This window comes from Streptomyces sp. NPDC002232, assembly GCF_042890295.1.
Taxonomy (GTDB): Bacteria; Actinomycetota; Actinomycetes; order Streptomycetales; family Streptomycetaceae; genus Streptomyces.
Genome location: NZ_JBIARV010000004.1, coordinates 1,160,088 through 1,184,342, shown reverse-complemented (window position 1 = coordinate 1,184,342; position 24,255 = coordinate 1,160,088). Strand labels below are relative to the sequence as shown.

The 24,255-nt window shown below is 69.7% G+C and carries 18 protein-coding genes and 4 pseudogenes; 6 read left to right on the top strand and 16 right to left on the bottom strand.

Features of this window, described 5'->3' with window-relative positions:
- Positions 1-977: 977 nt before the first annotated feature.
- Positions 978-1,385, top strand: a complete 408-nt coding sequence (locus tag ACFYXU_RS23170) for a PPOX class F420-dependent oxidoreductase (protein ID WP_361406698.1) — start codon at positions 978-980, stop codon at positions 1,383-1,385.
- Between the two features lie 33 nt (positions 1,386-1,418).
- On the opposite strand, the pseudogene ACFYXU_RS23165 reads toward ACFYXU_RS23170, so the two are convergent.
- From ACFYXU_RS23165 to ACFYXU_RS23155, 3 genes and pseudogenes are all read right to left on the bottom strand, one after another.
- Positions 1,419-2,350, bottom strand: a pseudogene (locus ACFYXU_RS23165) (IS5 family transposase).
- A 754-nt stretch (positions 2,351-3,104) separates the two neighbouring features.
- Positions 3,105-3,500, bottom strand: coding sequence for a TipAS antibiotic-recognition domain-containing protein (locus ACFYXU_RS23160; RefSeq protein ID WP_384561204.1), 396 nt, complete (start codon positions 3,498-3,500; stop codon positions 3,105-3,107).
- Positions 3,501-3,859: 359 nt separating this feature from the next.
- A complete protein-coding gene (locus ACFYXU_RS23155; RefSeq protein ID WP_389459633.1) occupies positions 3,860-5,101 on the bottom strand; it encodes a beta-ketoacyl-[acyl-carrier-protein] synthase family protein in 1,242 nt (413 codons plus the stop codon).
- Between the two features lie 67 nt (positions 5,102-5,168).
- Here ACFYXU_RS23155 and ACFYXU_RS23150 point away from each other — a divergent pair, with 67 nt between their 5' ends.
- Positions 5,169-5,786, top strand: coding sequence for a TetR/AcrR family transcriptional regulator C-terminal domain-containing protein (locus ACFYXU_RS23150; protein WP_376517367.1), 618 nt, complete (start codon positions 5,169-5,171; stop codon positions 5,784-5,786).
- 141 nt (positions 5,787-5,927) lie between these two features.
- On the opposite strand, the gene ACFYXU_RS23145 is transcribed toward ACFYXU_RS23150, so the two are convergent.
- Positions 5,928-6,194, bottom strand: a complete 267-nt coding sequence (locus tag ACFYXU_RS23145; RefSeq protein ID WP_389459630.1) for a hypothetical protein — start codon at positions 6,192-6,194, stop codon at positions 5,928-5,930.
- Positions 6,195-6,249: 55 nt separating this feature from the next.
- Positions 6,250-6,420: a hypothetical protein gene (locus ACFYXU_RS23140; protein ID WP_361399060.1), complete on the bottom strand. Its 171-nt coding sequence runs from the start codon at positions 6,418-6,420 to the stop codon at positions 6,250-6,252.
- A gap of 220 nt (positions 6,421-6,640) precedes the next feature.
- Between ACFYXU_RS23140 and ACFYXU_RS23135 the strand changes: the two genes are divergently transcribed.
- Positions 6,641-8,269 carry a helix-turn-helix domain-containing protein gene (locus tag ACFYXU_RS23135; protein ID WP_384824542.1) on the top strand — a complete coding sequence of 543 codons (1,629 nt, stop codon included), beginning with the start codon at positions 6,641-6,643 and terminating at the stop codon, positions 8,267-8,269.
- A 200-nt stretch (positions 8,270-8,469) separates the two neighbouring features.
- Positions 8,470-8,841 (top strand): annotated as a pseudogene (locus ACFYXU_RS23130) (hypothetical protein); the annotation flags it as partial.
- 1,445 nt (positions 8,842-10,286) lie between these two features.
- Here ACFYXU_RS23130 and ACFYXU_RS23125 read toward each other — a convergent pair.
- The 4 genes from ACFYXU_RS23125 to ACFYXU_RS23110 all read right to left on the bottom strand — a co-directional run bounded on the left by ACFYXU_RS23125 (position 10,287) and on the right by ACFYXU_RS23110 (position 15,703).
- The gene (locus tag ACFYXU_RS23125) at positions 10,287-10,634 is read right to left on the bottom strand and encodes an STAS domain-containing protein (protein WP_384561219.1); all 348 of its coding nucleotides are present in this window, start codon (positions 10,632-10,634) and stop codon (positions 10,287-10,289) included.
- A 991-nt stretch (positions 10,635-11,625) separates the two neighbouring features.
- On the bottom strand, positions 11,626-13,335 hold the full coding sequence (locus ACFYXU_RS23120; protein ID WP_389459625.1) for a PP2C family protein-serine/threonine phosphatase: 1,710 nt from the start codon (positions 13,333-13,335) through the stop codon (positions 11,626-11,628).
- 472 nt (positions 13,336-13,807) lie between these two features.
- Complete coding sequence (locus tag ACFYXU_RS23115) at positions 13,808-14,128, bottom strand: plasmid stabilization protein (RefSeq protein ID WP_389459623.1); 321 nt, start codon at positions 14,126-14,128, stop codon at positions 13,808-13,810.
- 1,143 nt (positions 14,129-15,271) lie between these two features.
- Positions 15,272-15,703 carry a hypothetical protein gene (locus ACFYXU_RS23110; RefSeq protein WP_389459620.1) on the bottom strand — a complete coding sequence of 144 codons (432 nt, stop codon included), beginning with the start codon at positions 15,701-15,703 and terminating at the stop codon, positions 15,272-15,274.
- A 350-nt stretch (positions 15,704-16,053) separates the two neighbouring features.
- Here ACFYXU_RS23110 and ACFYXU_RS23105 point away from each other — a divergent pair.
- Positions 16,054-17,280: pseudogene (locus ACFYXU_RS23105) on the top strand (IS110 family transposase).
- Here ACFYXU_RS23105 and ACFYXU_RS23100 read toward each other — a convergent pair.
- From ACFYXU_RS23100 to ACFYXU_RS23070, 7 genes and pseudogenes are all read right to left on the bottom strand, one after another.
- Complete coding sequence (locus ACFYXU_RS23100) at positions 17,277-17,669, bottom strand: hypothetical protein (RefSeq protein ID WP_389459617.1); 393 nt, start codon at positions 17,667-17,669, stop codon at positions 17,277-17,279. The pseudogene ACFYXU_RS23105 and the gene ACFYXU_RS23100 sit on opposite strands and share 4 nt — an antisense overlap.
- 72 nt (positions 17,670-17,741) lie before the next feature.
- Positions 17,742-18,212, bottom strand: a complete 471-nt coding sequence (locus tag ACFYXU_RS23095; RefSeq protein WP_389459615.1) for an IS5 family transposase — start codon at positions 18,210-18,212, stop codon at positions 17,742-17,744.
- Between the two features lie 35 nt (positions 18,213-18,247).
- On the bottom strand, positions 18,248-18,538 hold the full coding sequence (locus ACFYXU_RS23090; RefSeq protein ID WP_389459612.1) for a hypothetical protein: 291 nt from the start codon (positions 18,536-18,538) through the stop codon (positions 18,248-18,250).
- A 66-nt stretch (positions 18,539-18,604) separates the two neighbouring features.
- Entirely contained in the window at positions 18,605-20,713 is a 2,109-nt protein-coding gene (locus ACFYXU_RS23085; RefSeq protein ID WP_389459610.1) for a xanthine dehydrogenase family protein molybdopterin-binding subunit, read from the bottom strand.
- A gap of 120 nt (positions 20,714-20,833) precedes the next feature.
- Positions 20,834-21,835: an FAD binding domain-containing protein gene (locus tag ACFYXU_RS23080; RefSeq protein WP_389459608.1), complete on the bottom strand. Its 1,002-nt coding sequence runs from the start codon at positions 21,833-21,835 to the stop codon at positions 20,834-20,836.
- Positions 21,832-22,365 (bottom strand): 2Fe-2S iron-sulfur cluster-binding protein, encoded by a 534-nt coding sequence (locus tag ACFYXU_RS23075; RefSeq protein ID WP_384561244.1) that lies wholly within the window; start codon positions 22,363-22,365, stop codon positions 21,832-21,834. The genes ACFYXU_RS23080 and ACFYXU_RS23075 overlap by 4 nt, the downstream gene beginning before the upstream one ends.
- Positions 22,366-22,663: 298 nt before the next feature.
- A pseudogene (locus ACFYXU_RS23070) lies at positions 22,664-22,837 on the bottom strand (SDR family oxidoreductase); the annotation flags it as partial.
- A 479-nt stretch (positions 22,838-23,316) separates the two neighbouring features.
- On the opposite strand from ACFYXU_RS23070, the gene ACFYXU_RS23065 reads away from it, so the two are divergent.
- Positions 23,317-24,054 (top strand): hypothetical protein, encoded by a 738-nt coding sequence (locus ACFYXU_RS23065; RefSeq protein WP_389459605.1) that lies wholly within the window; start codon positions 23,317-23,319, stop codon positions 24,052-24,054.
- Positions 24,055-24,255 lie beyond the last annotated feature (201 nt).

Genomic DNA, 24,255 nt, shown 5'->3' with positions numbered 1-24,255 from the left:
CCCCCCACACCCGGCCCGACACCGACCACACCAACACCCGACTCATCCAAATCATCGAACACAACCTCACACCGAAACACCCCTAACCACACCCGACCCCGCCAGCAGCACCCCGACCCCGCCGGCAGCACCCCAGACCAGCCCCCGACAAACCCCACACCACAGACTCGACCACACCCCCGAAGCGGAGAACCCGCTCGGAACACCAGACGAAGGCCACCGAGGCGCACCGCCCCAGCACCAGCCCGGACCGCAGGAGTGTGGCCGGCGCAGTGCCGGGTACAGGATGCCGCCGCAGATGTGCCGCGTACCACGGCATCAGATGACACAACGATGTGCAGGGATGTGGCAGCAGTGGCAGCAGGTGGCATCGACGCCCGCGCGGAGTGAGCTGATGCCACGTCAACCAGATCAGCCACTTCGGGGGACGCGGACCACCCCATCCGCCACAGCGGTCGCGGCCACGGCCACGGCGTGAGCGGTAGGCCGTTCGCAGGCGGTCTGATCCCTCCGTACGGTTCGGCATGACGCGCCTGCTCTATCCCGCCGTCGGCCGCACCCACCGCCGCCGGCCCGGCGCTCGTGGTGCGGCCCGAGCGCTCGTGGTGCGGGGCTCCCCGATCCTGGAGACGCCCACACGCCACCGCACAGACGCGCGCGGCACCGCAGAGACGTGCACGACGATAGGCTTGGGCTGACCCCGCCGAGTCGCGGCTGCACACACCACCCTCCGCTGAGAGCACCTCCTCTTGACCGCGCGGTGGCGTCGCGCGGCGCGTTCAGTGTCGAGGCGTGAGCGAGTGAAGGGGATGACGCCGCTGACGGGCGCACCGGCCCGAGCTGTCGGCGGGTGTCGGCCCGTCCCCGGCATGTCACCAGGAGGCTCCGGAATCGTTGGTGGGGGTGTTGGATCTTCGGCGGAGGGAATCCGGTCCGTCGGGGGGACAGCCGTTGCCGCCCAGGAAAGGGAACCCATCATGTCTGCTGCACTCTCCGACGACCTCCAGAAGCTCATCGACGACACGCCCGTGTTCGCGACCGTCGCCACCGTCCAGCCCGACGGCAGCCCACAGCTGTCCATCACCTGGCTCGCCCGAGACGGCGACGACCTGCTGATCTCCACGACCGTCGGTCGCCGCAAGGAGACCAACCTGCGCAGGGACCCTCGAGTGAGCGTCATGATCAACCCCGCGAACGCGCCCTACACCTACGCCGAGATCCGAGGCACAGCCACCCTGACCACACAGGGCGGTCAAGAACTGATCAACGAGCTGTCGCGCAAGTACACGGGCAAGGACTACGCAGACTTCAACCCCGCATCAGCCGAGGACTCCGACCGAGTCGTGGTCCGCATCACCCCCCGGAAGATCGTCGGCTCGATCTAAGCGGACCCCGTCCCCTAGGTTCTGTCCCGCCGATCATGTCCGGAGCCAGATGATGGTTGCTGCGACGGTGACAATGCCCAGGTAGACGTATGCGCACTTGTCGTACCTCGTGGACACAGCTCGGTGGTTCTTGAGCTTGTTGATCGCCCGTTCGACGGTGTTGCGCTTCTTGTACCGCGCTTCGTCGAAGCCGGGCGGGCGCCCTCCTGCCCGGCCCCGGCGTACGCGGTTCACTGCCTGATCGCTCTTCTCGGGGATGACGTGGCGAATGCCGCGTCGCCGCAGGTAGCGGCGTTCCGGCGATCACTGTATGCCTTATCGGCGCTCACGTTGTCTGGTGTGGTGCGCGGGCGGCCCGGCCCGAATCGAGGCACCCAAAAGCATTCCATGACTGGCTCGAACTGCGTGCAGTCCGCCCGCTGGCCTGCCGTCAGCAACAGTGAAACACGCGGCAACGCCCGTCCGCGCTCAGGTGGATCTTGGTGGTGAAGCCTTCTCGGGAGCGACCGAGCGCCTCACACCCTGCACCACCTCCGCCAGGCGGGCGTACAGTCTCACCCACGGTCTTCCGCTCTGGTGTGCTGTCGCGGCCGCCCCTTTTGACGCGGCGGGCGGCGGAGCTTTCCGCGCGCCGGCCGCATGCCGGTGGGCACGGATCGAGGTGGAGTCAACCGAGACCTCCCAGTCGATCCCACCGGCGGCATCGGTCTGGGCTTGCAGCTGCTGGAGTAGCCGTTCCAGGTTCCGTCAGCGGACCAGCGCCGGTGGCGCTCGTAGACGGTTTTCCACGGCCCGTAGCGTTCAGGCAGGTCACGCCCCTGCACCCCCGTTCGCACCCGGTGCAGGATGCCGTTGAGCACCTGACGATGATCGCGCCACCGGCCGCCGCGGCTGTTGCCCGTGGGCAGAAGCGGCTCCAAACGTCGTGGCTCCGCCTCTGTCAGATCCCCGGACCAGTCACGCAAGAGCCAACGAACCAGTAGACGATATGGGTACGGTCAGCACCTGCGATGCCACCACGCCAACTCCGGGTCTTTCATCGGCTCGTGATGCGTTCGCTCGAGGAGCACCGCGTCCAGACGCTCGACCTGCACCCGAAGTTCGCCGGCGGCGCTTGGCGGAAGCATGAACAGAGCAGCTTGCAGCTTGTCCCGGGCCCAACCCTCACCGCAGCAGAGGCAGGTGAACTCTGCCTCCCATCGTCTCCACCTGCGCCGCGTGCCGTAGACGCGCACGGACCACAAGCTCAGCGCCATCGCCACGATGCCCGGCGACAATCGCTCCCGTTCGAGCACACGGACAGCTGCATCGCCGCTCCCGACAGACCTGGGACATCGCGATACCGCACCCACGGTCTACCCCAGCCGCGTTCCCGCAGTCGAAGTGAAACTGGTGTTCTACGAGGCACGGCCCCTTCGGAGATGAGTCACGGGCCATAGGGGGTGTCCGTAAAGTCATGGCAGCCAGGCCGCCGGCAGGCGTGGTGACCATGGCTTGGTAGTGGCGGGCTGACCGGGGCCGTGCTCCGGCCGACTCGCGCCGTTTGTCACTGATGGTTGCTAGTCAGCGCTCGTCCCGTGCCGACTGCGGAAGCACCCAGGGGCATCCCAGCCCCTGATTCAGAACCCCGCCCGAACCTGCCGGTGGGTGCACCCGGACCCGGTCCGGGCGCACCCATCCGTGCATGTACTGCCCCCGTGGCGCCCGACTACGCCGACGCTACGAACCCTGCGCCGGGGCGAACCCGCTCCCTTGCTCGGCGAACACCCTGATCGCGGCGCCCATGAACTCCACCAGCCCCGGGTGATAGGAATCGTGGAAGGTCCTCATGGCCTCGTCCTCGGCGTAGAACAGCGACATGCCGACGTAGGCCTGCCTGGAGGGGATGTAGAACCGGCAGACGATGTCGAAGTGCCTGCCCACAAGCTCCTGGACCTGCTGGTCCCCGGGCAGGGGGCCGCCGCCGAGGAGAGTTGTTATCTCCCGGTACAGGACGTCCCAGTCATGGTGGACCCGCTCCCTGTCCACATTCTTCCAGTCGTCGGTTTCGGCAAGGCTCTTCGCCTGTTCCTCGGCCAATGCCCGGCGACACTCATCCTCGTAACTGTTTCCCACGCCACCACTCCCCATCGTTTCCTCACCTCTCCGGTAGACCCCTGGGAGGCCGCCCGGCACATGACATCGACCGGTCGCCGATGATCAACCGCAAAACTCGCCTGAAACATGACACGAAGTCACCTATCCGGCAATTCGTTTCTTCCGGCCTCTCCAGCGCCCCTCATCGATCAACCGGCAGCGGAAGCTCAGCTCGAACAGCGGGCGGCCGGAACGGGGCGCTCAGCGGCTCGACCCGGATTCCCGCGAACCTCGTGGACGACGCGAGTGGCCGCACACTGCCCGTCTGCGGAGGTATACGAGATCGGAAGAGTTTTCCCTCCCGCACCCGATCAGTCGGCCGCGACCGTGCGCGGACCTCAGGGCACATGGTGACCTGCGCTGGTGACGACGAGTGAGACGTTCTGCCCACCGAAGCCGAAGGAGTTGCTGAGTACAGCCTCTTGGGGCAAGTCTCGTCGGTCTGTGACGACATCGAGGTCGATGTCGGGATCGACACCGGCCGTGGTGAGGTTGCGGGTCGGCGGGATGACACCGTGTTTCGCGCTGAGGACGGCGATGATCGCTTCGATTGCGCCGGCAGCGCCAAAGAGATGGCCGAGCGCCGCCTTGGGGGCGGTCACGGCGGCGCGGCCGAAGACTGCCCCGATCGCGTGTGCCTCGGCGATGTCGCCGACCGGGGTCCCGGTGGCGTGGGCGTTGATGTGGCTGATCTGCTCGGGAGCCAAGCCGGCTTGCGCGAGGGCCTTCCGCATGGCGGAGATCTGACCGGAGCCGTCGGCAGCGGGTGCCGTGATGTGGTGGGCGTCGGCGGCGATGCCGGCGCCCGCGAGTGTTGCGTGGACGCGTGCGCCTCGGGCGCTGGCGTGCTCGGCGCTTTCGAGCACCACGACGGCCGCGCCTTCGCTGAGGATGAAACCGCTTCGGTCCGCAGCGAACGGCCGGGAGGCTGAGGCGGGTTCGGCCGCGTGTCGCGACAACGCTTGCGCCTGGGTGAAGCCGGCGACGGTGATCGGGATGATCGCGGCCTCGGTCCCACCCGCGATGACTACGTCCGCCTCGCCGGAGCGGATGAGCCTGGCCCCCAGCGCGATCGCCTCTGCGCCGGAGGAGCATGCCGAGACGGGTGTGTAGACGCCGGCCCGCGCGCCGTATTCGATACTGATCAGCGCTGCCGCTGCGTTGGGCATGAGCATCGGGACCGTGCGTGGCGAGACGCGGCGTATGCCGGTCGCCTCCAGGACGTCGTCTTGCTCGAGCAGCGTGCCGACGCCACCGATGCCCGTGCCGATCGCTGATGCGAGCCGGTCCGGATCCACCGTGGGGGCGCCGGCATCGGACCAGGCTTCAGCCGCCGCGGCGAGGGCCGCCTGTTGCGAGCGGTCGAGCCGTCTGGCCTGCACCGGCGGCAGCAGTGTGGCGGGGTCCATCGCCATGATGCCCGCGGCGATGTCGGGAAGGCCGGTGCCCTCGTGGCCTGGCAGGGCGCCGCCGCGGATGCCGGACTCGCCGGCGAGCAGGGCGTCCCAGGTGGACCGTACATCTCCCCCGAGTGGCGTGATCGCGCCGAGTCCGGTCACGACGACTTCAGTCTGATGCATGCGCCAGGTCCTTTCTTGTATGCGATACAAGCGAATGAAGCATTGTTGTATCACATACAATTAGGGTGTGGAGAAGAAGCGAACCGAAGCACCATCACCGTCGACCAGGTCCCGGGACCGCGGGCGCGCGACGAGGCGCCGCCTGATCGAGGCGACTGCACGGCTCTGCCGCGAGCGGCCCGGCGCCGAGCTCAGCGTCGCGGAAATCGCCGACGCGGCAGACGCCTTCCCCAACCAAGTCACCTACTACTTCGGCTCCAAGGACGCCCTGCTCGTGCACGCCGCCTTCCTCGGCCTGCTGCACGATGCCCGACGCATCGAGCGCATCGGCCGCCAAGCCCCCGACGCGGCGGCCTTCCGACGCAACACCGCCCGCGCAGTGCTGGCAATGCCCTCGCTCCCCTCGGTCGCGCGAGCACTCGCCGCCGGAATCTCCAAACCAGAACTCGCCCCCGTGGTCGACCGGCACCTCCAGCTGCTGTTCCGGCAATCCGAACGCTTCGTAAGCCAGATCCTCGACAGTCGCGGCTGGCAGACCCGTCGACCACTCGGCGTGGAGACCAGAACGTTCTGGAGCACCGCCCTCGGCGCAGTGCTCCTCGTCCGCGCCGGCGCACACGGCACCGTCACCGACCTCGATCTCGCCGGAGCACTCACCATCCACGAGCAACCCGAGCACGGCTGAACACCGCCCCCGGCCGCAATCACGGACTCGTCGGAGGGTGTCCCAGGTACGGGGCGCCCTTGGTCTCCAGGCACGGCTGCGCCCCGGCGCGGCAGGTGAGCCGTGCCGGAGCAGACAGCTGCTGAATCAGCTCCGTAGCTCCTACCGGTACACGACGAGGTAGGAGTAGAGCCAGGTCACGGGCAGGCACCTGTAGCCACGTGCGTAGCCGTAGGCCACGTAGAGCTGGCCGTAGGCGGGGCACTGCCAGACGTACATCGCTCCGACGTTGATCACCTGGGTGGTCCGGTACTGTGTGGCCTGAACGGACGCGGGCGCCGACACGGCTTCGGTGACGCCGGCCATGCCAAGCGTCATGGTCGCCACAAGCGCCATCACACCGGCGGCCTTACCGAAACTTCGTCTCATCTGGTCTCCTCCAATCTCGAAACGTCTTCCCGTCGAGGTCAAACGTCGCGACGGCCTACCAGGTGGGTCCGGAGTGGGGGCGCTCCTCCGCGCGCCGACGGGCCTCCTCCTCCGCGAACCGGGCCTGGCGGTCGGCCTCCTGCTTGGCCTGGAACTCCGCGTGCTCCTGCTCGGAGCGCCTGCGGGCCTCCTCGATGATGCGCAGCTCGTCGTCGCTCAGCGGCATGATGTCGTCCTCTCTGCCGTGATGGCCTTTCGGCCCCGATGCCTTGAGTTTTCGCTGGTCGGGGATTGTTGCGCAGCCCGGATCCCGCAACGAAACAATCCCGCCTGGGCAGTGCCCGTCGACGCGAAACCCTCTTGCCCGCCCTGCCCAGCGCCGCTTGAGTGCGTGAGCGGCACGTCGAAGCGCGGGGTGGCGCGCTGCAGGAGACGGGAGGCGGGGCGTGGGGCGTCAGGAGAAACCACTCGACCCAGAGCAGGGGCCGGTGGCGCGACTAGCTCACGAACTACGCCAGCTACGCCGGGAGGCGGGTGGGCCCACGTACGCCGCGTTGGCTCGCCGGGCCGGGTACTCGGTGGCGACGCTTTCACGGGCGGCCGGGGGCGAGCAATTGCCCTCCTTGCCCGTCGTGCGGGCCTATGCGACCGCCTGCGGCGCGGACCCCGAGGAGTGGGAGCGCCGCTGGCACGCCGTGTCCGAGAAACTAGCGGAAGCGAAACAGGCGGACGGCGCTCCCTATCGAGGCCTGGCGCGGTTCGAGCCTGGTGATGACGAAATCTTCTTCGGGCGGGACGCGCTGAGCACCGAGCTGCTTGCCCTGACCCGGAATCGTCGTGTGGTCGCCGTGATCGGCCCTTCTGGCAGCGGCAAGTCGTCCCTGCTGCGCGCAGGCCTGATCCCCCGCCTAACGCGCGCATTCCAGTCTGAGGAGCCCGATGCAGAGGCACGTCCGGCGGCCGTCCGCGTCCTGACCCCCGGATCGCATCCGCTCGGGCGTCACCGGTCCGCTTTCATTCCCTCGGTCGGCGACGGTGACACCTGGGTCATCGTCGACCAGTTCGAAGAGCTCTTCACTCTATGCTTCGATCCGGTCGAGCGAAATGAGTTCATCGCCGCAATCCTCTCTGCTCGGGGACCAGACAGCCGCCTCCGCATCGTCCTGGGGGTCCGCGCGGATTTCTCCAGCCGCTGTCTTGAGCACCCCGGGCTCGCCGTGGTTATCCGGAGCGCGAGTCTGACCGTGACCCGCATGAACGCCGATGAGCTGCGTGATGCCATCGTCAAACCAGCACGGCTTCACGGTCTGGTCGTCGAGCGTGAGTTGACTTCCCGGCTCATCGCCGATGTGGCGGAGAGCACCGTCGCACTACCGCTGCTGTCACATGCTCTCCTGGAAACGTGGAATCGACGGCGCAGCCGCACGCTCACCCTGGACTCCTACGAACACGCCGGCGGTCTGCAAGGAGCGATCGCGCAGAGCGCCGAGACTCTCTACGCCCGGCTCGACACCGTCCAGGCAGACATCGCACGAAGAATCATGCTGCGACTGATCACCCCGGGAGTCGACGGCGCCCCCGATACGCGTCGCTCCACCGCCCGAGGAGAACTCGAAGCCCTGAGCGGAGGCCGGGAGGCAGACAAGGTCCTGGAATCGCTGACCCGTTCCCGGCTGATCACACTGGACGGCGCCACCGTCACCCTGACCCACGAAGCCCTGATAAACGCTTGGCCGCGGCTGAACGGCTGGATCGGGCAGAATCGCGAAAAGCTGGGCTATCAGAGATGGCTGACCGAGGCCGCCACCGCATGGGACGCAGTCGGGCGGGAGCCCGGCGTACGCATCTCACCCGTTCGCCTCTCCCAATACGTCGCACTCTTCTCACGTACCGACCGCGACGAACTCACCCCCCTCGAATCGGACTTTCTCGCCGCAGGCATGGCCACGCACCGCCGCACCGTCCGGAACCGCCGTGCGACACACGCCATGAGCTACCTTCTGGTAGCCATGACGCTGCTCACTGCGGCCATGATGTGGAGACAACGACGGCTCCTCCAAGAACCACGGAAGTGACCACCTTGCCTGGACGACTTCTATCTCTACTCCTGCCTCCCGCAGGATGCGAGCCGGGTCGTGCAGCGCGATGTGCAGGGCGATCGTGGGATGGAAGCAGGGGAGTTCTACTTAGCAGAAATCGACGGTGTGCCCGTGAGCGGTCCACTCTCCGCAGTCGTCACCATCGCAACGTCAGGCCAACCGGGGGCACTCGCGCGATGAGTCCTTGCGCATCGCCCGGATCGGTCGAGCGAGGTTGGGACGAGCCGTGGTACCGCGTTCGCACCGACGCCTTCAAAGCATCGTTCCTGCCTAGCCCGGATGAGGACCTGGACTCGGTGTGCAACGTCGACGTCTTCGTGGACCCGACGGACGGCTTCCGTTGGACCGGGACCGTGTTCACGGTCGCGGAGGTCGAACGTTTGATGGGGACCTGGGCAGGAAGCGGCGAGGCTCTCGGCGGCCGCTATTTCTGAGTCTCGGACGGCCTGATCGTCAGGGATCCCGGCATCGACAGCATGATCCACGTGATCGCCGGACTGATCGAGAGCGATGCGTTCACCGCGATCTTCCAGCGACTCGAAGACGATGTGCCTCGCAAGTCGCGTACATGTACGCGAGGGCGAAGATCCACCCAACCGGGTGCCCGGAACGGGGCTGCCGGGAACGACGAAAACCCCCGCCGTCACGGCGGGGTTTCGGGCGGTCGGCGTCGGGTGCGGGGGCGGGCCCGAGCTGCGGCGGACGCCCCATCCGGGGCCGGAGCCACGCTGGCGGCTCAAGGACCCTGAGTTGACCGTCACTTCCCCGGCCGTCTTGACCTTGCGGAGACCTGGCGGGCGCTTAGCGTGAAAGCGGCCGACGGACCTGCCGCTCCGGCGCACCGACGGAACGGCGCCGGGCCTGCGCGCTCAGGTACTCGACGTCGTTGCGTCGCGGTCGCAAGTTGAGGTGGACCCGGTCCCCCAGCCCGCCGTCCTGCACCTGCCCGTCGGGTGTGGCGGTCTGCCGGTCTGGCGGGCCGTGCCCGTTGAGCATGCCGACGAGGGCCGGGTCCCGGCACTGAACGTCCCAGCCGACCTCGATGACGCCCCCCGGGCCGCCATGGCACTGCACGTCCAGCGGCTGGTGTTCGCCTACCGGCCGCGGAGCGTGCGTCTGCACGTCGCCCGTCCGGCCACCCAGGCCTCGCTCAGCGTCCTCGCCCGGGGCCACCGGCTGTGCGGAGGCCCTCGGCACCCCGCTGACGCTCACCGCCGACCCGTGGCGTCCCCGCATGGCGACGGCTGGGGCAAGGCATGAGACGGCCGGTGTGGAGCGCGAGGGCGGTGCAGCCGCGTGACGGGCGACGACTGCGAGGTGCTGTTCACGCAGGTGCCCGGCGGGCAGGTGTACAGCGCTCCGGGCGGAGCCGGCGTGGACCGGCAGACCACGGGGCCCGACGGGACCGCGCCCCTCCAGGCCACCGGAGAGTCGACACCGAAAGCGTCACCTGTCTGCGCCAGGCCCTCTCGGACGCGATCGCCGGCGGCGCCACCTGCGTGCGGGCCGACTGGCCTCGATCACGTTCGGCGACGTCACCCTGGTCGACAGTCTCCTGCACGCCCAGGAGGGCCCCGTCCGACTGGTCTTGGCCGGTCCCCTGCCGCCCCACGTGCGCCACCTTCTGGAGCTCACCGGCACCACGGGCCTGTTTCACGTCGAGGCTGAAGCGGGAAGGGTTCACCGCGCGGGCGGGCAGGAGCGGGTGTACCACTCGTGCGGGGACTCGCTGCCGTCCCAGCCAGGAACTGCGCGGGCCGGCTCGATGGCGAACGCGCCGTCCGATACGCCGGGGTGAACGGCTTCGAGGTGCCGGCGAACAGCGGCGTGGACAGGCTCCAGTGAGGCGTCCAGGGCGGCGGCCGGGCCGGAGGCCCAGCACACGCGGCACGGACCTGGAGGAAAGCGGCGTCATCGAGCGTGGTCCTGCACGGCTGATCAACGACCATCCGGCGGGGTGGTCTCGACGGACCGGCCGTGACGCCCTCGGGACTCAGGCGGCCGGGTCCAGCTCCTGCCTCGGAGCAACCGTGCCGGCGGGCAGGAGCAGAGTATCCGCGCCGGTCAGCGTCAGCACCCTCATCGGTGCTTCTCCCACACCCGTGAGTTCGAGCCGGTTGCCGTCAGCGATCAGGCGGCGGCGCAGGGCCAGAAGAAGGTTGAGTCCGGAGGAATCCATGAAGGTCACCCCGGTCATGTCGAGTCGCAGCGACGATCCGTCGGCCAGGGCGAGGCATGTGGCGTCTTCCAGTGCGGGGCAGGACGTGAGATCCAGCTCTCCGGCCACGGTGATGACCGTGCACTGGGAGTCTTCGTGGGTGGTGAGGTTGAGATCGCTCATGGTTCGCCCCTCTCTTCAGGGGTCGAGCCCAACGCACCCCGATGGGGGGTGCCAGGAGCGTGACGTGGGGTCACGCACAGACCAGTAAGACCACCCGAACCGCATCCCGACCCTCCGCAGAGAGCCTGCGCGGGCGGTTCGGGGTCTCCTACCAGACCAGGCTGGTGTCCTGCGACCCTCCCACACCAACCCGCACAAGGCCAGACTGCTTTGAGCCCTCGGGCATCAGAGCGGCGAGCGGCCCGTGCGGAACGATGCATGCCCCCTGTCGATGACCGCCGTGATCATAGAGCGCACGCGCCGGCGGGGGCCGCACCGTTCACCGTCGTTCAGCCGCTCAGGCACGTGGAGTGCGCCAGGCGGGATCCGGCAGGCTTCTCCGTCGGGCCGAGGGCCTCGGCGAGGCGGGACAGCGGGACTGCGTCGCCCTGATGTACCCGGCGGCGATCGGCGCGAGTCCGGCGACGATCGCCCCCCAGGCTCTCGGCCGCCCTCAGCACCACGACCGGCTCTCATCGTCGGCCAACGGCGTCCAGGCGTTCACGCAAGGTCAGCAGCAGACCTGCGACGTCGTCCGGCGCGGGAGCGCGCGCGGCGACGCCGTCCGTGCGCGCCTCCCACTCCTCCTCCCCCGCGCAGACGTCGTACACATCGCTGCCGACGCTTCGGACCTCTTCCCAGTCAAGCGGGACGGTGCACTCGCCGCGCCACCCGCACGCACACCGGGCGCGGCTCGGCGCCGTCCGCCAGGAGTACCCCGGCCTCGCCCTCGTGCGTCCTCGAAGCCCTGACGCCGCCAACTCATGCAGCATCCCCTCGACGTCTGCGGAGGCGGCGCCCCTTCGGGGCCGCCTCTCCACGGTGGGACAGCGGAGCGGGCCTCAGCAGCGGAGTCGGCATATTCGATCAGCGCATTGGGAGCACGCGCGCCGCCGCGCGCCCCCGACCAGACCTGTGCTCGGTCGCACGTCGGGGTGGTGCCGGATGGCAGTCAGTCCACGCGTATCGCGAGCATGCACGCGTCGTCGTCCGGGCCGGCCTGCTCGGGGTCCGCCAGGAGCATGTCGATCAGCTCGCGGGGTGCCAGTTCGGAGGAATGGCCCATGGCGATCGCGAGACGCTCGATGCCCTTCGTCACGTCCTCGCCCCGGTGCTCCACCATGCCGTCCGTGTACAGCAGGAGTGTGTCGCCCTGTCTGAGCGGAGTGCGGGAGGTGTCGTACCCGTAGCCGGGAAGGGCGCCGAGCAGCGGGCCCCGCTGCCCCGCGTCGAGAGGCTCCGCCAGGCCGTCGCGCAGCAGGAGCGGCGCCGGGTGCCCGGCGTCCGCCCAGTGCAGGGTGCGGTCCTCGTCGATGTGACCGGCGACCACCGTGGCGGTCTGCCCGGCGGGATCGCTGCAGACGAGTTCGTTCAGCCAGGTCGTGATCTCCCCGGCGGTCGCGCCGGTCTGGGCCAGCCCGGCCAGGGCGTGGCGCTGCTGCGCCATGCGCGCCACCGCGTCGAGTCCGTGCCCGGCGGCGTCACCGATGGCGACCAGCACCCGGCCGTCGGGGAGCAGCCTGCACTTGTACCAGTCGCCTCCGACGGCGGCGTCGGGCTCGGCAGGCCGGTAGGAGGCGGCCACGGTGAGCCCGACGGCGGCCAAGGCCTCCGAGAGCGTCGGCAACAGGGCCTCGCGAAGGGCGTCCGCGACGCGGCGTTCGGCCTGGGCCTCGCGGCGGAGCCGATCCGACTCGCGCTCCGTCTCCGCCAGCCGCCGTCGGCTCCGCATCTGCGGCGTGAGGTCCCGGGCGACCAGGTTCACGGCCCAGGCGCGGCCGTCGGTGCCGGCGACGGGGCGACCGAGGAGGTCAAGGGTGCGGACCTCGCCCAGGACCAGGAACCGGATGCGGGTCCAGGCGGGTTCCTCGCCGGCCAGGACCGAGGTGATGAACTCGGAGAACGCGGTGAGGTCGTCCGCGACCAGGGCGTCGCAGAGCTGCTCCAGCGGCCAGGGCATGCCGATCTCCGCGTGGAAGATCCGGCTGAGCCCCTCCGACCAGGTCACCTTGCCGGAGAGGAGGTCCCAGTTGCCCCAACCGAGCGAGGCCAGGTACTGCGCGTCGATCGTCAGCAGCTCGGTCTGGCTCCGTACGGGCCGCCAGGTGGCGAGCAGCTGCTCCCCGCAGAGCGCGGCCGAGTAGAGCAAGGGGGTCCGGTGCAGCCTGCCGAGCCGCTGCTCGGTGTAGTCGACCACGCGGCCCTCCAGCGTGCCGCCGTTCTCGACGAGGTCGGCGAGCGCGGACAGGAGGCCGCTCTGTGCCGCTCCGGGGCGGGCCTCCAGGAATCGCTGCCCCACCTGGCGGTCCGGAGCCTCCAGCCATTCGGCGGACCGCGTCCGGTTGCCCGCGACGATGCGGAAATCTCGTACGGCCCCGCTGTCGTCGAGGAGCGGCTCCAGCAGGGCGGCCGATGCGGGGATGGCGTCGAGCGCGGAGCACAGGCCGGTGGCGTCCCGGTCGTGCGTGCCGCACAGGCAGGGAGCGGTGCTCTCGGCGACCGGGACCTCGGCCAGGGCGTGTACCGGGGCGGTGACGTCCGTGCCCGGCGGGGCGGGCACGGGCCGCTCCGCGGTCCGGCGCACCACGGCGCGCAGGGAGGTGACCTCCCGCCCGATCATGGTCTTGAGGTCGTCGACGTTGTGGGGCAGCGGAACACTCATGATCGCCTCCCTCACCGGGGTGGGGGCCCCGGTCGCGGGCTCGGCCGTCGCGCCCGCGTGCCACGGTGCGCCGCTGCCCGCTGCGGGTCGGTTCATGCGGGGACGTACTCGTCGGGCAGCCTCCCGGCAGCTCGGCGCCCGCGTCCCGGGGCAGGCCGGGGCGGCGAGTGCGAGGCGGAGGGAGCCCACGCCACGCGCGCATGCGCGTGTGAGATCGTGCACCGCTGCGCGGCTTGAACCAGAGATGCCGGATACGTCGGTGACGTGCCGAACCGCTTCCGGTGGCGCCGGGAGGCGGGCCGAGTGGTGCGCCGCGGCGGGTCGCGTGAAAGGCTGCCTGCGCGGCCTCGGTCTCCCTCCGCTTGTGCGGAACCGCGGCGCATCGAGGCGGATGTCCGCTGCGTACGACTTCAAACACCTCTGCGGGCTCGCGGAGGCCGGGCAAGGAGCAGCCCGCAGGCGCCGTGGCGGGTCAGTGGCCGAGCGCGTTCTTCAGCTGCTGCTTGGTCATCGTCGATCGGCCGTCGATACCGCGCTCCTTCGCTTCCTCGTACAGCTCGTCCTTCGTACGTTCGGCGGAACCGCCTGACTTCTGTCCGCCGCGCTGGGAGGCGGACTTCCCTTGAGTCGAGCTGCGACTGGAGGTCTTCGTCTCGCCGGACCGGGCCCGTTCCTTGTTCACGGTCCGGGAGGCCATCTCCTCCGCCCTGCCCTCTGACATGCCTCGCTTCTCGCCGGACTCCTTGATGTGCTCGTACTGCCGCTCGCGCTTCGGGCTGGATCCTCGGGGCATGGCGAAACCCTTTCTCGACGGTGTCGTAGGGCTATCGTGCGTGGGGCCGCGGTACCCCGCATCCGCACCGGCGCTCGGCTCGTGCCCCGGTGGAGCCGCATGCTGACTGCGCCATCGGGCAGCAGTCTTGCCCGGCACGGTAGCGGCGTCGGGCGGCCGGGGAGCCGCTCAGCAAGAGCGCCACGTCGTGCGGTCGCCCTCGTCTGCCCGCTGTCTGTTCCTCAACCCGACTGACCTCTCACCTCTCTCGGAGGCCTTGCCAGAGCCCGGCGGGGCCCCGCTCGCATCAGCGCCTCGCCTCATATCTGAACAGGAGTTCGGGCTCGGAAGCCTAGGGGGTGGGCGCCCTGGCGGTGAGCAGCGGGAGGGGGCGGTCCGGCGTCAGGGGGAGGGCTCGGATGCGGACGCCGCATGCGTGGTGGACGGCGTTGGCGATCGCCGCCGCCGTACCGACGATGCCGACCTCTCCGATGCCAGGTCCAGTGCCCGGGCCAAGGCGGCCGTGACAGCGGCGGCGTGTATCGGCAGGTGTTGTTCGGCCCAGGTTCCGGCGAGGCTGTGGAAGTCCCGCAAGTCCGCCTGGGCACCGGTGACGAGCGCGCGCACCTGGTCCACAGGCAGGTCGATCACCGGGCTGCCGGCCTTCGCGTGGGCGTCGAGAGTCAGCCGGACGGTGTCACCGGCACGTTCGGCCGCTGAAGACGGGTCGTGACCGAAGTATCAGCAGCCGGTGCCGTCGAGCGCCTCGAACCCCTCGCGCTGCCAGCCCATCGCACATCCCCTCCTCGCAGGTGGAGGCGGCGCCCCTTCGAGCCCACCGAGCCCACGATGGGACAGTGCAGCAGCCCCTCGCAGCAGAGTCGGCATATTCCAAAAGCACATTGGGAGCGTGCGAGACACCGCGCGCCCCGACGAGACCTGCGCTCGGTCACACGTCGGGGTGGTGGCGGACGTACGGTCCAGACGCCCTGCCGATGAGCGGGTTGGGCTGCCTCTGGGGCGACTCGTGATCTGGCCAGGCAGGGTCAGGTCCAGGACACTGTGACCGAATGCGGTGACCTCGGCGCCGCGCAGGGCGGGGTCGTTCTCCACCTCGAACCGCACGGCGTCCGTCAGCTGGAAGACAGTTCGTCGACCACGGACTCAGGACTCCTTGACCTTGACCAGTATCAAGGTGATCGGCCCGTCCACATCCGGCTGTAGGTACACCTTCTGCGAACTCACCGTCCAGAGCTGGATGTCGCTCATCCCGTCGGGTTCGGGTTCCAGATATGCAAAGTTCGAGGGGGCGGGATCCCAGGTGCCGCCGAAGTCGTCGAGGGGGGCGGCGCCCCCGTCGATCTCCACATCGCCCTGGGAGAAGCCGACGGCGGAGAACCGACCGCCCGCGTCCAAGCGGATCTCCGCACCCGTGTCGTCATTGCGGTACACCCCGGGCAGGTGATCTGGATCGACATGAACCGGACCCAGACCTATACACCCCGATACGAGAACCGTCACCAGGGCGACAAGCCCAGCGGCGAAGCCACCCTTCCGCATCCCTCGTGCCCTCTTCATGTCGACCTGCGTGTCCACGCACTTCTCCCCCGGATTCGGCAGCGGGTTCGCCGCCCCACAACCCATTTGAACACGCTCAAAAAACCCGTGGGTACTTGGCCCCCGGTACGGCGAGCGGGACGGCACGCTCGCCTCGCCGCACGCACGCACACCGGCCCCGCAGCGCCGTCGCACCGGCACATCGAGCCGTCGCACACCCACCAGTCGCTCGACTCGTGGACGTAGGAGCAGCTACCCAGGTCGGCCCTGTTCTCGTCCAGCTACGACGAACGACCATGAAGCGCTGGGTGAAGCTCAGGCCGGGGTCGTCGCAAGGGGCGACGGTACAGCGGTTGGTGGTAGCGCCGGTCCCGCTTCGAGGTCGGCTCATCGGGCTTCCTCCATCTTGGCGTCCCGTCGACTGGGCCGAGAACCACCACGACATCGCGCTGGTCGATCAGGACGGCACCCAACTCGCGAAGCTGAGGATCAGTGACGACAGCGCCGGCTTCAACGCCTTGCTGGAGCTGCTGACCCGCCACGGCGACAGTCCGCAGGAGCCCATACCGGTGGCGATCGAGATTCCGCGCGGCCTGCGGGCCACCGGGCGGAGGGTCTACGCGATCAATCAGCTGGCCGCCGCGCGTTACCGGGACCGCAGCAGCGTCGCCCGTGCCAAGTCGGACGCGGCCGACGCCCGTGTCCTGGCCAACATCCTCCGCACCGACATGGCCACCCACCGGCCGCTGCCCTCTGACAGCGAACTCGTCCAGGCCGTCGCCGTCCTGGCCCGCGCTCATCAGGACGCGGTCTGGGACAAGACCCAGATGGTCAACAGACTCCGCTCCCACCTGCGCGAGTACTACCCGGCCGCTCTCCAGGCGTTTCACGGCTCCGGCACGCTGGGCCTCGACTCCAAGCACGCCCGCGCGGTCCTGGCCGCAGCACCTACCCCTGCGGCAGCGGCCCGGCTCACCCGCAGCCAACTGCGTGCTCTGCTCAATCGCGCCGGCCGGCTACGGCGAGGGACCGACGCCGAGATCGAACAGCTCCGGGAGATCTTCCACAGGGAGTGCTGCACCAGCTGCCGCAGGTCGAGCAGGCCATGGGCAAGCAAGCCCAGGCCCTGATCCAGCAGCTCGAAGCCACCTGCCGAAGCGTCGACGACCTCGCGACGGCCACCGAGGATGCGTTTCTCTCCCACCCCGACTCAGAGATCATCACCAGCTTCCCAGGCCTGTCGGTGATGTCCGGAGCCCGCGTCCTCGCCGAAGTCGGTGACGACCGGGAGAGATTCGCCGACGCCCGGGCCTTGAAGGCATACGCAGGCGCCGCCCCGGTGACCCGGGCCTCAGGGCCGCAGCCGCGTCGTGGTCGCCAGGGCCGTCAAGAATTAGAGGCTGGCTTCCGCCTGCTACATGTGGGCCTTCGCAGCCCTTCGCTCGCACGATCCCCGCAAGCACTACGACAGCCGACGTTCCACCGGCGAACGCCACACCGCCGCCCTGCGGAACCTGTTCAACAAGCTCCTCGGCTGCCTCTACCACTGCCTGCAGAACCGCACGCTCTACGACTCCGAACGGGCCTTCGCTGCAACTGTCGCGCTCGCTGCCTAGAGCTTCGGGCCCACGGAGATGTCGACTGTGGCCGCGTTCCAGCCGGGTTCGTCGACGGCGACACGGAGCCGCCGCCTGCCCGCTTCACCGATGAGGCTCACGAAGCGCGTCACACCCATGACATCACCGATGACCAGGCGTCCGTCAGCCAATGAGACCGGCCCCTCGAAGACGGTCGTGAAGGAAGGATCCGGCCCTGGCCCCTCGTCGAGCGGCTCGGTGAAGAGCCGGACCTTGATGAGTTGCACCTGAGCCTGAACCCGGACCGCCACATGAGTGTCGCACCCGACCGCGGCCTCGCCTTCCAGCTCCAACACTGGCAGCCAGTCGGTCGACCCCAGCGCCAGAACTGGATGATTCACCCGAAACTCAACGCCGGCGACCTGCATGTTCGGTCCTCTCTGGTGTCCGCCTTATGACGCGCGGCGATGTTATCGGGCGGCTCCGACATGCCAGGCGGATTACCTCCGACCGCTGGGACTGGACGTGACGCCGCCACCCATCGAATTGACCCCCAGCGACATGAGATGTCTTCGTGGCCAGCCCGCCGCGGGACCGGCCGGTGGCATGGCCGTCCGGCTCGCCGGCTGGGGCCCCTTTTTGCGAGCTCCAGCCGCGTGCTGATGGGCTCGCACGATCGTGGAGTCCACCGAGACGACCCAGTTCAGCTCCTCGTCGGCTTCCGCCTGTGCCACAAGCACGGTGAACACCCGCTCCCACGTGCCATCGGCGGACCACATCCGCAGCCGGTTGCAGACGCCGCGCCAGTTGCCGTTCTTCTCCGGCAGCTGCACCCACTGTGCCCCGGTCTGAAACTTCCAGGCGATGGCGTCGATCACCTCTCGGTGGTCCCGCCACCGGCCACCCCGCTTCGGTGTCCGGTCCGGAAGCAGCGGCTCGATCCGCGCCCACTGCGCGTCAGTCAACGGCACACCCGGACAACGAGCAGACGATCCGGAGGGAGCGACTACACGCAGCTGGTGCCATCGGCCTTGCCGACACCTGTCCACCAGGACACCACCCGCGCAGCTATCGCTTCCGGCTCTGACGGAAGAGGGGTGAGACCGAAGTGATCTTCCAGCTCATGCCGCAGGAACTCACCGACCTCCGCCTGGTCGCTGCCGCCCCGAAGCCGCTGCAGAAGAGGGGCGAGCATGCAGTCGTACTCGTCCTGCACATCGTCAGCGACGCCGATCGGATCCCACTCATTGAGCAGATGCCGAAGGCCGTTCTCGGTGCTGTCGGTTCCAGATCGCATCGCTCCAGAGTGCCACCTGAGAACCGCCGCCATCACTCACCCCCACCTTGATCCAAACGAAACTGCCTAGGCGGTGAGCAGCGGGAGGAGGCGGTCCGGCGTCAGGGGGAGCGCTCGGATGCGGGCGCCGCATGCGTGGTGGACGGCGTTGGCGATCGCCGCCGCCGTACCGACGATGCCGATCTCTCCGATGCCCTTGCTGCCCATCGGGTTGAGGTGAGGATCGTGCTCGTCCACCCAGTGTGCCTCGATGTCCGGCACGTCGGCGCAGACAGGGACGTGGTAGGAGGCCAGGTCGTGTTCGCGGAAGTCGCCGAAGGCGAGGTCCATGGTGCTGTGTTCGGTGAGCGCCATCCCGAGCCCCATCGTCATGCCGCCGATGAACTGGGAACGGGCGGTGCGCGGGTTGAGGACCTGGCCCACGGCATAGACGCCGAGGAGCCGGGTCACCCGGACCTCGCCGGTGATGGTGTCGACGCGGGCCTCCGCGAAATGGGCGCCGAAGGCGTGGCGCGCGTACGGGGACGTCCGCCCCGCTTCCTCATCCGTGTCCGCCGCGACCGTGAGGCCCTCGGGCGGCAGCGGACGACCGGGGTCGGCGGCCAGGGTCGCTCGCAGCGCGGCACAGGCCTTGTGTACGGCCCAGCCCCAGGACGCGGTCCCGGAGGAGCCGCCGGCGACGGAGGCGTCGGGCAGTCGGCTGTTGCCGAGTTCGATGTCCACAGAGTCGAGCGGGGTGCCGAGGGCGTCGGCGGCGATCTGGGTGAGGACGGTCCGCGCGCCGGTGCCGATGTCGGTGGCGTTGACGCGGATGACGAAGCGCCCGTCCGGGGCGGCGTGGGCGGAGGCGCGGGACGGGCTCAGGAGTACGGGGTAGGTGGCGGCCGCGACCCCCGTTCCGGTCAGCACGTTCCCCTCCCGCCGGACGCCGGGGCGCGGGTCCCGGTCCGCCCAGCGGAACCGGCGTGCGCCGTCCCTCAGGCAGGCGGCGAGGCCCCGGCTGCTGAACGGTTTGCCGCTGTCGGGCTCGCTGTCGGGTTCGTTGCGCAGCCGGAGCTTCACCGGGTCGACGCCGGTCGCCTCGGCGAGTTCGTCCATGGCCGCTTCGAGGGCGTACATCCCGGATGCCTCGCCGGGGGCGCGCATCCACGACGGGGTGGGCACGTCCAGGGCGACCACCCGGTGGGTGGTACGGCTGTGGGGAGAGGTGTACATGGTGCGGGCCGGGACGGCGGCCTGCTCCACGAACTCCTTCACCGTGGACGTCTGGGTGACCACGTCGTGGGCGAGGGCCGCGATCGTTCCGTCGGCGGCGGCGCCGATGCGGACGCGCTGGATGGTGGGCGCGCGGTGCCCCACGGCGGCGGGCAGGTGGCGGCGGGGCAGGACGAGCCGGACGGGCCGGCCGGTGTACCGGGCGGCCATCGCCGCGAGGACGACCGGCGGCCTGGGGGTGCCCTTGGAACCAAAGCCGCCGCCCACGTAGGCGGAGACGACGGTGACCTTCTGCCGGGGCAGCTGGAACAGGCGGGAAAGGACGTCCCGTACGGTCGTCGCGCCCTGGCTGGAGTCGTACACAGTCAGGCCGTCGTCGTCCCACCAGGCTGTGGAGGCGTGGGGCTCCATCGGATGGTTGTGCAGCGCGCCCATGGTGTAGGTGGCGTCGATGCGGACCGGGGACGCGGCGAAGGTGGTGTCGAAGTCACCGCGCTCGCGGACGGCCGGATGGCCGCCGTTGGCCTTTTCGGGCGTGTACAGACGCGGGTGGTCGGCGGTCAGCCGGACATCGTGCTCGCTCGGCGCATAATCGATCCGCAGTGCGTCAGCGCCGGCGCGGGCGTTCTCGGGCGTGTCCGCGACCACGACGGCGACGTACCAGCCCCGGTGGGGGACCCGGTCCTCCTGGAGCAGCGCGAGCGTCGGGTCGTCGGCGTCGCCGAGGCGCGGGGCGTTCTCGTGGGTCAGGACGGCGTGCACGCCGGGGCGCTGCAGGATCTCGTCGGCGTGGACGGCGGTGACCTGCCCGCGGGCGACTGCGGCGGGCACCGGGCAGGCGTGGAGGCAGCCGGCCGGTGTCCGGTCGACGGCATAGCGGGCCTCGCCCGTCACTTTCTGGCGGGCGTCACGCCTGACGGGCCCCGCAGGCTGCGCGGTCGGGGACTCATTGCGGGTCATGATGTGGTGCCTCCTCCTGTCGGCGTACGGCCTGGGTGTGCGCGGTGGACGTTCGGCGGGCAGGCGAGGCCGGGCAGGGCGTCAGGCGGGGTGGCCGAGGGGGCGGGCGTGTGGCGGTGGTCACGGGGCGGCCGCGGCGGCGCGGGACGCGAGGTCACCCAGCAGGCTCACAGCGAGGTTGCGGGCCAGCCGCACCTTGAAGCCGTTGTCGCGGAGGGGCTCGGCGGCGGCGAGTTCTGCGTCGGCTGCCCGCTGGAAGGTGTCGGTGGTGGCCGGCGCGCCTCGTAGTACCTCCTCGGCCGCGCGCGCCCGCCAGGGCTTGTGGGCGAGACCGCCGAAAGCGAGGGCGGCGTACCCCACCTGCCCGTCCTCCACCGTGAGGACGAGGGCTGCGGAGACGAGTGCGAAGGCGTAGGAGGTGCGGTCGCGGGCTTTGCGGTAGGTGCTGAGCGCGCCGGCCGGTGGCGCGGGGAGCGTCACGCCCGTGATGAGTTCGCCGGGCGCGGCGACGGTGTCCAGGTCCGGGCGGTCGTCGGGCAGCCGGTGGAACGCTTCGACGGGCACCGTCCGTTCGCCGTCTGCCCCGCGCAGCCGGACCTCCGCGTCGAGGGCGGCGAGGGCGACGGCCATGTCCGAGGGGTGTGTGGCGACACAGTGGGTGGAGTGGCCGAGGACCGCGAGGTCCCGGTGGATGCCCTCACGGGCGGGGCAGCCGGAACCGGGCAGACGCTTGTTGCACGGCGTGGATGTGTCCTGGAAGTAGGGGCAGCGGGTGCGCTGAAGGAGATTGCCTCCGGTGGTGGCCGCATTGCGGAGCTGGGGCGAGGCGCCTGCCAGGAGGGCCTGGGACAAGACGGGGTAGCGCGTGCGCACGTCGGGGTGGGCGGCGACGTCGCTGTTGCGCGCGGTCGCCCCGATCAGCAGTCCGCCGTCGGGGGTCTGCGCGACGCCGTCGAGGGGCAAGGCGCCGAGGTCGACGAGCAGCGGGGGGTCGGTGACGCCCAGTTTCATCAGGTCCACGAGGTTGGTACCGCCCGCCAGGAATCGGGCGTCGGGGTGGGCCGCGAGGTACGCGATGGCCTCTTCGGTGCGTTCAGGGCGCACGTATGCGAAGGGCTTCACCGTGCGGCCTCCTCGATCGCGGCCACGATGTTCGGGTAGGCGCCGCAGCGGCAGATGTTTCCGCTCATGCGTTCCCGGATCTCGTCCGGCGTAAGGGCGACCGGCTCGCCCGGCCGTTGTGCCACCGGGGTCACGTGCGATGGTTCGCCGCGTGCCGCCTCGTCCAACAGGGCGACGGCGGAGCAGATCTGGCCCGGTGTGCAGTAGCCGCACTGCAGGGCGTCCCGGGCGACGAACGCTTCCTGGACCGGATGGAGGCGTTCGCCGTCTGTGAAGCCCTCGACGGTGGTGACGGAGCGGCCCGCGCACATGACGGCGAACATGAGACAGCTGTTCACGCGTCGGTCGTCGAGGAGGACGGTGCAGGCGCCGCACTGCCCGTGGTCGCAGCCCTTTTTGGTGCCTGTGAGGTCGAGGTGGTCCCGCAGCGCGTCCAGCAGGGTCGTGCGGTGGTCCAGGGTGAGCGAGCGGTCCGTTCCGTTGATGCGCAGCGCCACGGTGGACGTGTGCTCCGGCAGGTTCTGGTCCACCGGTCTTCCTCCTCAGCACGGGGTCTTTGCCGACGCGCGCCCGAGCGTCCGCCGCGCGGTACGGGCCCGACCGGCCGGGTCGCTGCTCGGCACGCCCGCAGGCCTGTCCGGACGCGGTCGTGTCCGTCGGAGTGTCAGTCCGTACGCGCCTGCGTCGACGCTATGCGACGACCGCCCTTCCCGCCTCCGGCGAACCGAGCGCTTGCCCCTGAAGCGTTTCGCAGCCGGTCACATTCGGTCACGTCGGGACGTACTAGGATGGTGCGCTCTGCACAGTCGGTGTGGCGCGCGTGCCGGGTCAGGTAAGGGGTGTTCCTCCGGTCGCGTTGAGGACCTCCCCTGTGATGTAGGAGGCCTGCTCAGCGGCGAGAGAGGCGAAGGCCGGTGCCATCTCGGCCGGCTGGGCGGGGCGGCCCAGCGGCGACTGCTCGCCGAATTTCGTCGGATCGGGCATCGTCGCCGGGATCAGCGGAGCCAGGCCCCGACGCCTCAGCGAAGTTCTGGCGCGATCGAACACCATCCCTCCTCACTCGGATTCGTGCATCCGAGCAGTGCCGGCATGCCCACGGCTCGGGTGATCGATGATCCCTCGACCGCTGGTCCAGTAGTTGCAGTTCGGCGCGATCCTCCAGCCCGGGGTGAGCCCCGGCCGCCGGGAGCGGCGAAGCCGGCTGCATCGAGATTGCGGGGAGAGGCGGAGTGACGGCCGACTGCTCAGTGCCGGCGGCTGTTGTGGACGATCGGCATGGTGCTGCTCGGTGGCTCGCGCGTACCGGCCGTTCCCGCTCGTTCGCCGGCTTGCGGGAAGGTCGGCGGCCGTATGTCGTAACGGGTGATGGGTGCAGCCATGAGAAGTCCGCTTGTGGGAGCTCTGCCGACTCCTGGGGGGCGTGGGCGTCGCCGGGTCGGGGAATCCGCTGGCGACAGCCGCGCCGCTTTGGGAGAGGTTTCATGGACTCAGGCAGGAAGACACCCGACCACCGGGTGAGGGCACACGAACGCCTCCCGCGCCACGAACGCCGCGGCGAGCCCCGGCTGCCCGCGGTCCTCGCCACACTGACCGCGATCCTGCTCTACCTCGCGTTGCCGGAACGGCTCCTGTTCGTACCCCGCTTCATCCTGCCGGCGCTGGAGGTGCTGCTACTCATCCCGCTGATCGCGATCAACCCGCGTCGCATGACCCGGCAGAACCGCTTCTCCCGGATCGTGTCGCTGACCCTGGTCGCCCTGATCGGCATCAGCAACCTGGTCTCGCTCGGCCTGCTCGTGCACGCCCTCGTCACCGCCAGAGCCCAGCAGGGCGGCCCCCTGCTGCTCGCCGCGCTCCAGGTCTGGGCCACCGGCATCATCGTATTCGGCCTGGCTTTCTGGGAGCTCGACCGAGGAGGCCCCGTGGTCCGCACCCAGGCCGAACGCTCCGAACTGCCACTGGCGGACTTCCGGTTCTCCCAGGACGAGAACGTCGACACCATCGAGGAGGTCGCCGACGGGTCCTCCCACACCAGCGACTGGGTCCCCACTCTCATGGACTACCTGTACGTCTCGGTCACCAACTCCACCGCCTTCAGCCCCACCGACACCATGCCGCTCTCCACCCGGGCCAAAGCCCTGATGGCCGTCGAGAGCATCGCCGCCCTCATCACCTCCCTCCTCGTCATCGCCCACGCGGTCGGCGCCCTCGACAAGTAACACGACACAACGGCCCAGCCCACGAGTAGGGGGCGCCTACCGAGCGACGGCGGCACCCGGGCGGCTTCGCGACCGGCGCAGTGGCCCCGCACCGACATCGGACGGAGCCTCCTCCCCTGGCCTGCACCGAGACTCGGACACGCTCAACGTCACCGGCATCGAGGTCGCCCTGGAGAGGGCTTGAGCGAGCCGGGCCACTCG